The organism is Kamptonema sp. UHCC 0994, assembly GCF_029167235.1.
Classification (GTDB): Bacteria; Cyanobacteriota; Cyanobacteriia; order Cyanobacteriales; family Microcoleaceae; genus Kamptonema.
Window position 1 is genome coordinate 1 of sequence record NZ_JARFTR010000127.1, and the last position, 11,823, is coordinate 11,823.

General features: G+C 43.3%; 14 protein-coding genes. 12 read left to right on the forward strand and 2 right to left on the reverse strand.

Annotation, left to right across the window (positions count from 1 at the left end; translation table 11 throughout):
* Nucleotides 1-37: 37 nt before the first annotated feature.
* The gene (kdpA, locus tag PY364_RS12265; RefSeq protein ID WP_275522841.1) at nt 38-1,750 is read right to left on the reverse strand and encodes a potassium-transporting ATPase subunit KdpA; all 1,713 of its coding nucleotides are present in this window, start codon (nt 1,748-1,750) and stop codon (nt 38-40) included.
* Nucleotides 1,751-2,139: 389 nt separating this feature from the next.
* On the opposite strand from kdpA, the gene PY364_RS12270 reads away from it, so the two are divergent.
* The 3 genes from PY364_RS12270 to PY364_RS12280 all read left to right on the forward strand — a co-directional run bounded on the left by PY364_RS12270 (nt 2,140) and on the right by PY364_RS12280 (nt 4,612).
* Complete coding sequence (locus tag PY364_RS12270) at nt 2,140-3,273, forward strand: HAMP domain-containing sensor histidine kinase (RefSeq protein ID WP_275522843.1); 1,134 nt, start codon at nt 2,140-2,142, stop codon at nt 3,271-3,273.
* Nucleotides 3,236-3,922: a response regulator transcription factor gene (locus tag PY364_RS12275; protein ID WP_275522845.1), complete on the forward strand. Its 687-nt coding sequence runs from the start codon at nt 3,236-3,238 to the stop codon at nt 3,920-3,922. The genes PY364_RS12270 and PY364_RS12275 overlap by 38 nt, the downstream gene beginning before the upstream one ends.
* A gap of 180 nt (nt 3,923-4,102) precedes the next feature.
* Nucleotides 4,103-4,612, forward strand: a complete 510-nt coding sequence (locus tag PY364_RS12280; protein ID WP_275522847.1) for a DUF2808 domain-containing protein — start codon at nt 4,103-4,105, stop codon at nt 4,610-4,612.
* 83 nt (nt 4,613-4,695) lie between these two features.
* Here the strand turns inward: PY364_RS12280 and PY364_RS12285 are convergent, their stop codons facing one another.
* On the reverse strand, nt 4,696-4,914 hold the full coding sequence (locus PY364_RS12285) for a hypothetical protein (protein WP_275522849.1): 219 nt from the start codon (nt 4,912-4,914) through the stop codon (nt 4,696-4,698).
* Nucleotides 4,915-5,147: 233 nt separating this feature from the next.
* Between PY364_RS12285 and rpmH the strand changes: the two genes are divergently transcribed.
* From rpmH to PY364_RS12330, 9 genes are all read left to right on the forward strand, one after another.
* Nucleotides 5,148-5,285: a 50S ribosomal protein L34 gene (gene rpmH, locus PY364_RS12290; protein ID WP_007357971.1), complete on the forward strand. Its 138-nt coding sequence runs from the start codon at nt 5,148-5,150 to the stop codon at nt 5,283-5,285.
* A gap of 108 nt (nt 5,286-5,393) precedes the next feature.
* Nucleotides 5,394-5,783, forward strand: coding sequence for a ribonuclease P protein component (gene rnpA / locus PY364_RS12295; protein ID WP_275522851.1), 390 nt, complete (start codon nt 5,394-5,396; stop codon nt 5,781-5,783).
* Complete coding sequence (locus tag PY364_RS12300; RefSeq protein ID WP_275522853.1) at nt 5,773-6,165, forward strand: PH domain-containing protein; 393 nt, start codon at nt 5,773-5,775, stop codon at nt 6,163-6,165. The genes rnpA and PY364_RS12300 overlap by 11 nt, the downstream gene beginning before the upstream one ends.
* Nucleotides 6,166-6,299: 134 nt before the next feature.
* Nucleotides 6,300-7,445 (forward strand): membrane protein insertase YidC, encoded by a 1,146-nt coding sequence (yidC, locus tag PY364_RS12305; protein WP_275522855.1) that lies wholly within the window; start codon nt 6,300-6,302, stop codon nt 7,443-7,445.
* An 8-nt stretch (nt 7,446-7,453) separates the two neighbouring features.
* Nucleotides 7,454-7,927 (forward strand): R3H domain-containing nucleic acid-binding protein, encoded by a 474-nt coding sequence (locus PY364_RS12310; protein ID WP_275522857.1) that lies wholly within the window; start codon nt 7,454-7,456, stop codon nt 7,925-7,927.
* 91 nt (nt 7,928-8,018) lie between these two features.
* Complete coding sequence (locus tag PY364_RS12315; RefSeq protein ID WP_275522859.1) at nt 8,019-8,525, forward strand: YceD family protein; 507 nt, start codon at nt 8,019-8,021, stop codon at nt 8,523-8,525.
* Nucleotides 8,526-8,605: 80 nt separating this feature from the next.
* Entirely contained in the window at nt 8,606-8,974 is a 369-nt protein-coding gene (locus PY364_RS12320; RefSeq protein ID WP_275522861.1) for a four helix bundle protein, read from the forward strand.
* A gap of 44 nt (nt 8,975-9,018) precedes the next feature.
* Nucleotides 9,019-10,527 (forward strand): AAA family ATPase, encoded by a 1,509-nt coding sequence (locus tag PY364_RS12325; protein WP_275522863.1) that lies wholly within the window; start codon nt 9,019-9,021, stop codon nt 10,525-10,527.
* Nucleotides 10,528-11,190: 663 nt separating this feature from the next.
* Complete coding sequence (locus tag PY364_RS12330; protein WP_275522865.1) at nt 11,191-11,646, forward strand: SH3 domain-containing protein; 456 nt, start codon at nt 11,191-11,193, stop codon at nt 11,644-11,646.
* Nucleotides 11,647-11,823: the final 177 nt, after the last annotated feature.

Below are 11,823 nucleotides of genomic sequence, written 5' to 3' on the forward strand. Positions count from 1 at the left end.
GTAATTTACCGCCCAGAGGGCGGCGTTACGAGCTAATTTACAGACCGCTGCTAATTTTATATCCTTCCGCAATCGGCCCTAAAGCCAAAACTGGGAAGAAAGTTAGCGCACCTAAAATCAAAATTACTCCTGCTGTAACGCTAGTAAATAAAACCGTATCTGTTCTCAGAGTTCCAGTAGTTTCGGGTACTGGTTGTTTATTAGTCATGCTATCTGCTAACAACAACAGGGCGATAATTGGAATATAGCGACCTGCTAACAGGCTAAAACAGGCGCTCAAATTCCACCACAATCCTGTAGTTGCCGGTTGACTATCTGCTAAGCCTTCAAAACCCGAACCATTATTAGCAGCAGCAGAAGCATATTCATAAATTACTTGCGATATACCGTGAAATCCTGCATTGCTAATACCGCTCAGACTATCAGAAAAAGCGAGAGTAATAGCACCAGGAATTAAAATCGCAATCGGGTGAACTAGCAGCACAACGCTGGCTAAAACAATTTCACGTTTCTCAATTTTTCTACCTAAAAATTCAGGCGTTCTTCCCACCATCAAACCAGTGAGAAACACGCTCAAAATTAAATAGATAAATAGGTAAGCCGTTCCCGTCCCCTGTCCACCCCAAACAATTTGTAGGAATAAGTTAAACAGAGTAACAAAACCGCCTAAAGGCATCAAAGAATCGTGCATTCCGTTGACAGCGCCGCACATTGTCCCAGTAGTAGTTACAGCCCATAAAACAGTCTGTGCCCAGCCAAATCTAACTTCTTTGCCTTCTAAATTGGGGGCGGGCACGGGGGCACCGCCCGTACTGTCTAATAAACTATTGACTTGAGGATTACCTTGGTACTCGCCAAATGCTGCAATTCCAATTAGGAATATATAGATAATAAATACCATTCCAAAAATTAACCACCCCTGTTTTCTATTATTAGCAAAGATTCCGTAAGTATGAATCAGGGCGGCAGGAATAGAAACCATTGCTAGAGTTTCTAGCAGATTAGTAAAATTGTTGGGATTTTCAAACGGATGAGCAGAATTGATGGCAAAAAATCCTCCGCCATTCTCGCCTAGCTCCTTGATAATTTCAAAATGGGCAACTGGGCCTCTAGCAATTATTTGAGTTGCGCCTTCTAGGGTTGTTGCTGTTGCTGGCCCGGCGAGGGTTTCCGGTACACCAGCAATTATCAAAACTATTGCGCCGATGAGAGAAATAGGCAGTAATATTCTGGTGATTGACTGAATTAAATCGACGTAAAAATTGCCCAATTGTCTGCCAGTTAGTCCTCGGATAAAAGCAATCCCTACTGCCAAACCCGTAGCGGCTGAGGTAAACATTAAAAACCCCAGTGTTAACTGAGATAAATAACTAAAAGTTGTCTCACCTGAGTAATGCTGTTGGTCAGTATTAGTGAGGAATGAAATAGTAGTGTGCAGCGATGTATCCCAATTTGGCGCACTCAAATTGGTAGGATTCAGAGGTAATATTCCCTGAAGCGCGAAGATTAAATAAACAAAAATTCCCATCACAAGATTGCTATACAGCAAAGCACGGATATACTGCCAACCTGTCATTGAATCTTGGCCGATGCCGCCTGCGTTATAAATTACTTTCTCGAAGGGTGTAGCAATGGGGTCGAGAAATGTATTTTTTCCTAGGAATACCCGCGCCATATAGTTTCCGAAGAAAGGCGAGATAATTACTAAGATAATTAGCGTGAATGCAATCTGAATTAATCCTGGCAACATAGCTGTGTAAAAAGTCTTCGTTAGATTTATCGGCTGTTTCACTCGGTAATTGGCTTCTAAAAGAAGACCACAAAACCGGATGAGTTTTCTTTAATGTAAATTCTAGTTATCGAGGTAGGTTTTACAAGGCTCATAAATAACTGCGTTTGGATCGACAGCATGGTTTACCTTTAACGATCAATATACTGACTTAGAGTGGTTTTGATAATTAGCCTGAAGATATAAACTAGGGTTGGCCAGTTATAGCTATATTGCCTATATTTTGAGCTATAGAATAACGTTTAGACGGAAATCAAGAGCTATACTTGGAGATATAGATGTAGTCTAAACGCTAATTATTTAGCTTACAATAGACTGTGATAGTGGCACTTATGTACAACTAAACTCAGATGTTACATCGCTTATCAAGTATCAAAAAAACACTGGCAATTCACCAGCCGCATTTGAATTTACGCTGGCTAATTGTTAGCTTATTTATTATTGTCGCTGCGCTGGAGTTTGCAACGCCAGTCGAGTATGTATTCGGTTACTTATACACGGGGCCGATTTTATTAGCAAATTCCCGCTTTAGTCGGTTAGCTAAGTTACAAGTTGTGCTGATTGCGTGGGGGTTAACGCTGTTAAATTTGTTTGTGCCCCACAGATACCCGATACAGCTAGCGACGGTGGCTAATCGGCTGATCGCGGTGATGGCGCTGGGGGTGACTGGGTGGTTGAGCGATCGCAACCAGCAGTACCAAGAAGCGATCGCTCAAGCCAAGGCGGAATTGCAATCTCAACAGCGGTTAGCCAGTATGCGAGAGGATTTTGTCTCGACTTTAAGCCACGATCTGAAAACACCGGTGTTGGGTGCGATCGAAACTATCAAAGCTTTTCAGCAAGGGAAATTTGGCGCTGTTGCGCCTGCTGGGGAAAAAGTTCTGGAGACGATGGCGCGATCGCACCGCACAACTCTACAATTAGTAGAAACGCTTTTAGATGTCTATCGCAACGATAGCGAAGGATTAAATTTAGAAATTGCACCTGTTAATTTGGTTACTTTGGCAGAAGAGGTAATTACTGAACTAAGAGATTTATCAGCATCGCGGCGGGTGTATATTGATATTAGCTATGGAGCGTCAGATTTTCGCCGTGCTTTGTGGGTAAATGGGGATGTTCTGCAATTAGTTCGCGTCTTTTCTAATTTACTTACTAACGGGATTAATCATTCGCCTCGCGGCGGTAAAGTAGATATTGTAATGGAGTCTGATGCAGCTTATCAAGTTGTTAAAGTTATCGATATTGGAGCAGGAATTACTGATGGCGAATTGCCTTATTTATTCGAGCGTTTTTATCAAGGACACAGCCATCGCCAAGCCAAAGGTTCCGGGTTAGGACTATACTTATCTCGCCAAATTATTGAAGCTCATGGCGGTATAATTTGGGCAGAAAACAGATTACCTCACGGCGCTTTGTTTGGATTTCGACTACCCGCTATCCCACCTTATGAAACCTGCTCACACTCTACGAATTCTACTGGTTGAGGACGATGAATTATTTCGCCTGGGACTCCAGACGAGGTTGCAACAAGAGCAATGCTTGCAAGTGATTGCGGAGGCGGAAGATGGTGAAACAGCTGTAGAATTAACTCAGGAACATTTGCCAGATGTCGTTGTTCTTGACATTGGATTGCCGGGAATTGGAGGGATTGAAGCTTGCAGACAAATTAAGGAAAGACATCCAGAAATTCCCGTACTGGTGTTAACTTCTCATTCCCAAAAACCGCTAATTGAGCGGTTAATTGCAGCGGGAGCTCAGGGATATTGCTTAAAGGGAATTGCCGCAGAAACTTTAGTTTTGGCAATTCGTTCAGTAGCGGCGGGTGCTTCTTGGTGGGATAAGGCCGCAACTACGGAAATTAGGTCGTCAATTACTAGCAATGAGTCAAAATTCGTGCCTAAATCTGAATTAGAAAATCCGCTAACTAAGCGAGAACAAGAAATTTTGGCACTGGTAGCGGCGGGTAAAAGCAATCAAGAAATAGCTCAAATATTGTACATTGCTTCGGGGACGGTACGGGTTCACGTTCACGCGATTTTGCAAAAGTTGGAAGTGCGCGATCGCACTCAGGCGGCTGTTGTTGCTATTCAGAAAGGATTAGTGGCTGAAGAGCTCTTAGCAATTGAACCTTAACCATTTTACTAAAATGACGAAGTGCGAACAATGGATGAGGTTGGCGTTGCTACGATCGCGATCGCCTTAGAGTCCTAACACCAACGTGACTAAAGTTAAGCTCCGCAGATATAATTATCCTGCCAGTTTAAAAGTAAACTGTAAAATTATACAATTAAGAGAGACGAATAGGAAAAAAATATGCGGCGCTTATTTTCAGCTTTAGCAATGACAGGTTTCTTGTTGACAGGCTTACCTGCCATCAGCTTAGGGCAAGGGATGCCGGGATTCACCATCTTTGGCGGCCCAGAACGTCAAAACCAGTTGAACTTCCGCTTGGACTACGGCACAGTCGGAATGTGGGATCGCTACCGGCTGCGGATTCCAGCTAAAAAACTACCTTTAGCGATCGCACAATTAGCGATATCTTATCCCAACTACTACAAAGGTGAATTCGATACCAAAAACATCGAAGTCCGCATCAAGGGCAAAGCAGTCCCACTGCAAGAGGTACTCTGGAATAAAGAAAATAACTTGATTGAAATTTATCCCATCGAACCGATTCCAGCGGGTAACAACGTTGAGATCGTACTCTCCAATGTCAAAAATCCTACTAATGGCGGAATGTACAATTTTAACGCTCGCATTCGTACCCCTGGCGACGCACCTTTACTCCGTTACATTGGCACCTGGATTTTGAGCATTCAGTAGGCTCTAGAGAAAGGTAATAGGACTTACGAATTACCTGTAAAACTGCCGACGGTATTACAAACAATTATTTGTAAGTCCTACTCTTATTTGCGAAGAACCGAAGTGATAATTACAGTGATAGTAGCGCTGGCAATCAAACTGAAAGCAAGTTGTACAACCCACTGTGTAGCTTTCTGGTAGTTGTCAAACTTGTCATTCGATCTTTCAACATCAGTTGATAGTGTCTCAACCTTCGTCGAGAGATTATCTAGTTTTTCAAGAACATCTGTCAGCGTCGGCTCGGAGTTAGGATTAGTTGTCATAATAATTACCTAATATTAATCATACAATTATCTCATCATATCTGGTAACTCGGAAATGGTATAAATTAGAACTTTTCCATCATAACCATCAAAATCATAAGCGAACTCAACATTAATTAGAACCCAAATATATAAAATACAAATTTTACACTTGAAACTAACGCCATAATAGAGTAAAATCAAAGATTGTGACTTTTAACGCAATTTAAACAAGCTCGCCGGGAGGAATCGGGATGACACAGCAAACCTTACATGGAACCAGCCGCAAACGCAAAAGAACATCAGGTTTTCGCGCCAGAATGCGAACCAAAAACGGCCAAGCCGTAATCAGCGCCCGCCGCAAAAAAGGTCGTCACCGCTTAGCCGTCTAGACAGCAACTCCTCGCGAATGGCAACGCCTTACCAGAAACCGGGTTTCTCGTGCCAAACGCAGCTTAAATGTTGCCTTTTGTGAAACCAGGTTTCTGCCACCAACCCCGATGTTGCCCCCAGCCAACCGACTCCGGCGCGAACAAGAATTCAGCGCTGTTTACCGCAAAGGAATTCGCCGCAATTCCCGCCACCTGACATTAAGAGCTCTGCGGCACTCAAATAAAGCCGGCTCAGCTCAGCAGCAAACAGACTTGCAATCCTTGCCTGCAACCTGCATCGGCATTTCTATTAGCCTGAAAGTTAGCAAACGCTCAGTTGTCCGCAACCGGATTAAGCGACAGATTCGGGCCGCCCTGCGGCAGATGTTGCCCCGGCTCTCACCTGGGTGGAATCTAGTAATCGTAGTCCGGCCCACAGCCCAAGAGTGCAATTATGGTGAATTTCTGCAAGAATTAGAGCAGTTGTTGGTAGAAGCGGAGGTGCTAAATGGGAATTAAAGAGGAAGTCTTTTATGAAGGCGGGCCAGCGATCGCAGACTTGATTATCAACCTACTGTTAGGTATGACTGTCGTTGGCTTACCCCTAGCCGTAGGAGCCATAGTGCGATCGCTATGGCTGCGCTATCGGATCACCAACCGCCGAATATCAGTCACAGGCGGCTGGATGGGAGGCGATCGCACCGACATAGTTTACTCAGAAATTGTCAAAATAGTAAAAGTGCCACGCGGTTTCGGCAGCTACGGAGATATGGTAGTCACCCTCAAAAACGGTGGACGCTTAGAACTCCGGGCAATTCCTAGATTTCGAGAAATCTACGATTACATAAATGAAAAACTGTCTCCAGCAGCTCAAAAAGCCAGCCTCACGACCGCCAAGTAACAAATCTTGAGGTGGAAGCCTTAGTTTTAGGCTATAATAGGCTGCCTTCTGTCAGCTAAAAACCTACTAATCCCCACAGGATTGTAGCTACTTTAAATTAGAAAACTCAGAGCACTTAAGTTAAATCAAAGCTAATGGATTTTGGTATCTCGTTTCTCTCCAATAACCTAATGCTGCCGATCCTAGATTTTTTCTACGGGATCGTGCCTAGTTACGGTTTAGCGATCGTAGCTCTGACGCTTGTAATTCGCTTTGCCCTTTACCCGCTAAATGCAGGCTCCCTTCGCAATATGCGCCGCATGAAAGTAGCGCAGCCATTGATGAAAGAGCGAGTTGAGCAAATTCAGAAGCTCCATAAAGACAATCCTGCCAAACAGCAGGAAGAAATGAGCAAAGTATACAAAGAGTTTGGCAACCCCTTAGCTGGATGTTTCCCGCTATTGGTACAAATGCCAGTGCTATTTGCCTTATTTGCCACTTTGCGAGGTTCGCCTTTTTCTGATGTTAACTATACCGTTAACCTCCAAATCCTGCCCCAAGAACAGATCGAACGGGTACAACCGCAAGCTTTTGCAACTCCTCCTCAAAATATTTACATCGCCGATAGCGTTCACGCTCCAATTATCGGCTTACTTCCAGGGGGAGACAAACTTGGAGTTGGGGAAAAAACCCACCTAGAGTTTCAAACAGTTGAGGGTAAACCGCTAGCGGCTGTAGCAGCAGAATACGATCAAAATACACTTGCACCCCATTGGAAAGTAATCAAAGGGGAAGAGCGGGTACAAGTGGATGAACAAGGGAACATTACAGCTCTAGAACCCGGAGATGCAACGATTCAAGGCACGATCCCTGGTTTGGCAACAAACAAAGGATTTCTATTTATTGAAGCCCTCGGCCGTGTCGGTGCGATCGATCCAGATGGCAAGATTCACTGGGATATTCTGGTGATGATCCTAGGTTTTGGTATCAGTTTGTATGTCAACCAAACCCTTTCTGGACAAACTCAAGGGCCGAATGATAATCCCCAACAGGCGACAATTAACAAACTCACTCCCGTAATATTTTCTGGGATGTTTTTGTTCTTTCCCCTGCCAGCAGGTGTGTTGATGTATATGCTGATTGCTAACATCTTTCAAACCGTCCAGGCTTTCATTTTGTCACGGGAACCATTACCGGACAATCTACAGAAAATAGTAGACGAAGCTGAGGCGAAAACAAAGAAAGATAAGGGAGAAGATGCACTTCCTTTTGAGCCGGGACGTACTAAGAAGAAGGCTTAATACTAACCATGAGTGAGAATCAAATACAGCGCGGACAGAAATGGTTAGAAAAACTACTCAGCCTGTCCAAAATTACATCAAATGTCATCCCTAGCCATCAAGAAGATGGCTACTGGTTGACTATTGATGACAGCAGCCTAACACCAGCTCAAATTGAAATTCTAATTGGTTATGAGGGTTCGGCAATCGATGCAATTCAGTATCTATGCAACACCATTGTCAACATCTCTGAGGAGGAAGTTGAGCCAACTGGTTACACAATAGAACTAAATGGCTATAGATTGCATCGCCTCAAAGAATTGCAAGCGATCGCAGAAAAGGCAGCAGCACAAGTGCGGCAGACAGGAGAACAATTTGAGCTCAAATCTCTTTCTTCGGCAGAACGTCGTCAAGTTCACAGCCTTTTGAGTGAATGTGACGATTTAGAAACTTATAGCATAGGACAAGAGCCAGACCGTCGTTTAGTCGTGCGGCTGCGTTGAGTTAATTTGGGGTTTGAGATTTGAACGCGATCGCAAATCCCAAATCCTAAATCGCAAGAGGAAGGCGAGGTATTAAGGGCGAGGTATTAAGATGGATGCAATTTATATCCCCCATCTACTCAAAAAAACAGAGCAGAAAGAGGAAATTCAGTTTGAAGAGTTACTGCCGGATTTAGAAACTCTTACGCCTGTCAGGGGTTATTTACGAGTGACGCACCAAGGGACTTATCTTGATGTCAGGGCGAAGGCAGAAACAATTGTTACTCTCACCTGCGATCGATGTTTAAAACAATACAATCACCGTTTGGCAGTTAATACTTCGGAAATGATTTGGCTGGATGAAGCAGCAAATCCAATAGAGTCAAAAAGTGGAGAAATTGAAGTAGATCTAGAAGATTTGGTAGAAACTTTATCTCCTAACGGCTATTTTGAGGCGGGAGATTGGTTGTATCAGCAAATATGTCTGGAAATGCCACTAAGAAAGTTGTGTGACTCGAAGTGCCGGGGCATTCAACTAACAGATTCCGAGAAATCGCAACCTTTGTCTGATGCTCGATGGGCATCTTTGGAAGCTCTAAAAAAGCAATTACCTGGTTAACGGTTAACGGTTAACTGTTAACGGTTAACGGTTAACTGTTAACGGTTAACGGTTAACTGTTAATAACTGAAAGAAGTGGCATGACGGAAAGTTTCCAAAATCTAAAGGTTTACCAGTTGGCAGAGGAAATTGCTAACAAAATTTGGTTTATTGTTGAAAAATGGGATCGTTTTGCTCAAGATACTATTGGCAAGCAACTGGTCAGATCGGCTGACAGCATTGGTGCTAATATTGCTGAAGGAAATGGTCGTTACAATTATCAAGATAACCAACGATTTGTTAAAATTGCTAGAGGGTCACTCAATGAGACGAGGCATTGGTTAAGACTAGCTTGTGCGCGGCAACTTTTAACTCAAGAACAGATTAACCAATTGCGACCTTTACTAGATGAGCTATCCCCAAAGCTTAATGCGTACATCAATTCTCTTAGAAAATCAGTTAACAGTTAACAATTAACAGTTAACAGTTAACAGTTAACAAATAACAATTAGCAATGTCCACTTTTAGTAACGAGTTTGAACTGCTACTGCGATCGCGCTATCCTGTAATTTACATTCCCACGCGGGAGGAAGAACGGGCAGAAGTTGCGATCGCGCATTCTGCTAAAAATCTGGGAAATCGAGCCGTTTATATCTGGGATTTTGTCGATGGCTACCAAGGCAATCCCAACGATCTCGGCTTTGGTAAACGCAATCCCCTACAAGCTTTGGAATTTCTGGAAAAGTTGCCCGCCTCGGCTCCAGGAATCTTCATTTTACGGGACTTCCAACGATTTTTAGAAGATATTTCGATTTCCCGCAAGCTTCGCAATCTCGCCAGATCCCTGAAATCTCAACCTAAGAATATTGTCATTATTTCTGCTCAGATTGCTATTCCCGATGACCTGGGCGAATTATTGACAGTTTTAGAGTTTGCGCTGCCAACGGCTGCGGAAATCAAAATTGAGGTAGAACGGCTGTTAATGGCTACTGGACAGCCTGTAGAAGGGCGCTTGTTGGATGAAATGGTGCGTTCATGCCAAGGACTTTCTATCGAAAGGATTCGGCGGGTGTTAGCTAAGGCGATCGCTACTCGTGGCGAACTTCAACCCGATGACGTAGAATTAATCTTAGAAGAAAAGCGCCAAACTATCCGCCAAACTCAGATTTTAGATTTCTACTCAGCCCGTGAAAATATTTCAGACATCGGCGGTTTAGATAATCTTAAAGAATGGTTACTGCGACGCGGAGGTGCTTTTTCGGAAAAAGCCAGACAGTATGGCTTACCCCATCCGAGAGGATTACTGTTAGTAGGTATTCAGGGAACGGGCAAATCTTTAACTGCAAAAGCGATCGCTCACCATTGGCATTTACCTCTATTACGATTGGATGTTGGCAGACTATTTGCGGGATTAGTCGGCGAGTCGGAATCTCGCACTAGGCAAATGATTCAGTTAGCAGAAGCACTTGCACCCTGCGTACTTTGGATTGACGAAATTGACAAAGCTTTTGCTGGTTTTGATAGTAAAGGAGATGCAGGTACAACTAGCAGGGTGTTCGGGACTTTTATTACTTGGTTGGCTGAAAAAACTTCCCCCGTTTTTGTTGTAGCTACTGCTAATAATATTCAGTCTTTACCGCCAGAAATGCTCAGAAAAGGTCGATTTGATGAGATATTTTTCGTGGGTTTGCCGAATCAAGAAGAGCGACGTGCTATTTTTGAAGTGCATTTATCTAGGCTGAGGCCACAGAGTTTAAAAAACTATGATTTAGAGCGCTTGGCTTATGAAACTCCCGATTTTTCAGGGGCGGAAATCGAGCAAACTTTGATTGAAGCAATGCACATTGGTTTTAGTCAAAATCGTGATTTCGCGACGGATGATGTTTTAGAAGCTGCTAGTCAGATGGTTCCTTTAGCTAGAACCGCGCAAGAACAAATCCAATTTCTGCAAGATTGGGCCGCAGCGGGTAAAGCTAGATTAGCTTCGAGATATGGGGGTTTAAGCCGTAGGATTCAGGGATGATAGAGGCAAGTATCAACAATGACCTTACCTAACCGTTTTGAATTTCCTATTTATTGCTAAAGCACAGTATCTTTTCAGTCGTACCACTCAACCAGGAAAAGGAGGAGATAAATAGTAAAACCAGGATGCTGAAATTAACCACATCCAACAATTAATTCCAGGAAGCATGAAAGCATATTAAAAAAACCTTCTACTATGTTAATAATACTGCTCACGAGGTTAAAAATCACTATACATCCATCGAAAAAATTCATTCCTTCTGGTGTGTGTTGGATATCTATGGTATCTATAGGTTCCCAGTTTTGACATAAGCAAACTTCAGCAATTAGGAATTGACTAAATTGTAACGAAAGAGACAGAAGCATATTTTTGAATGAGTTTCGATAAGTTTTTATTAATTCTACTTCCACATTTCTGCTCAGATTGCTATTCCCGATCGCTGGAGAAAAGCCTGAATAATTTTAGAGCCTATCCCGCCAACAGCTTTCTATCAAAAGGATTGGGGGAGTTTTGCCCTCGATCCGATCCCCACTCCTAGCAAACTTCAACCCAATGATGTAAAATTAAGCTTAGAAGAAAAACGCCCAACCATCCAACCAACTAAAATTAAAACATCATTAACCACTAACAACCAACAACTAACAACTAACCACTAACAGTTTTATGAGTTTATCTGGTTTATTCAAATTTATTGTAGGTTTTCTGTTAGCAATTGTGCTTCTGACTGGTGCGAGTGTGGCGGCTGCACTTTATTTTGCTGCTAAACTAAGCGCCTTACCTGAAAGACCAACATTCCCCAATGAGGTGAAAACTTCCCAGACTGCGATCGCCAAGCCAAAGTTAACAGCAGCGTCGAACCCAGAACCAGCCTCTAGCGATACCCCCTCACCGAAGCCGCTGGAACCAGGCGCTTACCGCGCGATCGTGACTCAGCCTATTGGGTTAATTTTGCGGGATAGTCCGACACGGGACTCGAACCGGATTGGGGGTATTGCTTATAAGGAAAAGGTAGTAGTTTTGGAAGATACGCCGGATAAACAGTGGCAACGGGTACGCATCGAACAGGAAGATCGCGAAGGTTGGGTAAAAGGCGGCAATACTGAGAAAACTGAGGAATAATCGGGAGTTTTGAATTACCGACTGCAAGCGATCGCACATCAATTACATACACAATTAAAGATAAAAGTCAATCAAATAAATTTTTCTCCGATCTTGACAACTTCGGAAATGCTATGTAGTATAAAACCACTACATTATCGGGATTTACGCACAATCGCAGTGCTGATTCTATTCCCT

What these genes read in the sequence shown, in the direction of transcription:
- kdpA (WP_275522841.1), bottom strand. Translation starts at nt 1,750, where the DNA reads ATGTTGCCAGGATTAATTCAGATTGCATTCACGCTAATTATCTTAGTA.
- PY364_RS12270 (WP_275522843.1), top strand. Translation starts at nt 2,140, where the DNA reads ATGTTACATCGCTTATCAAGTATCAAAAAAACACTGGCAATTCACCAG.
- PY364_RS12275 (WP_275522845.1), top strand. Translation starts at nt 3,236, where the DNA reads ATGAAACCTGCTCACACTCTACGAATTCTACTGGTTGAGGACGATGAA.
- PY364_RS12280 (WP_275522847.1), top strand. Translation starts at nt 4,103, where the DNA reads ATGCGGCGCTTATTTTCAGCTTTAGCAATGACAGGTTTCTTGTTGACA.
- PY364_RS12285 (WP_275522849.1), bottom strand. Translation starts at nt 4,914, where the DNA reads ATGACAACTAATCCTAACTCCGAGCCGACGCTGACAGATGTTCTTGAA.
- rpmH (WP_007357971.1), top strand. Translation starts at nt 5,148, where the DNA reads ATGACACAGCAAACCTTACATGGAACCAGCCGCAAACGCAAAAGAACA.
- rnpA (WP_275522851.1), top strand. Translation starts at nt 5,394, where the DNA reads ATGTTGCCCCCAGCCAACCGACTCCGGCGCGAACAAGAATTCAGCGCT.
- PY364_RS12300 (WP_275522853.1), top strand. Translation starts at nt 5,773, where the DNA reads ATGGGAATTAAAGAGGAAGTCTTTTATGAAGGCGGGCCAGCGATCGCA.
- yidC (WP_275522855.1), top strand. Translation starts at nt 6,300, where the DNA reads ATGGATTTTGGTATCTCGTTTCTCTCCAATAACCTAATGCTGCCGATC.
- PY364_RS12310 (WP_275522857.1), top strand. Translation starts at nt 7,454, where the DNA reads ATGAGTGAGAATCAAATACAGCGCGGACAGAAATGGTTAGAAAAACTA.
- PY364_RS12315 (WP_275522859.1), top strand. Translation starts at nt 8,019, where the DNA reads ATGGATGCAATTTATATCCCCCATCTACTCAAAAAAACAGAGCAGAAA.
- PY364_RS12320 (WP_275522861.1), top strand. Translation starts at nt 8,606, where the DNA reads ATGACGGAAAGTTTCCAAAATCTAAAGGTTTACCAGTTGGCAGAGGAA.
- PY364_RS12325 (WP_275522863.1), top strand. Translation starts at nt 9,019, where the DNA reads ATGTCCACTTTTAGTAACGAGTTTGAACTGCTACTGCGATCGCGCTAT.
- PY364_RS12330 (WP_275522865.1), top strand. Translation starts at nt 11,191, where the DNA reads ATGAGTTTATCTGGTTTATTCAAATTTATTGTAGGTTTTCTGTTAGCA.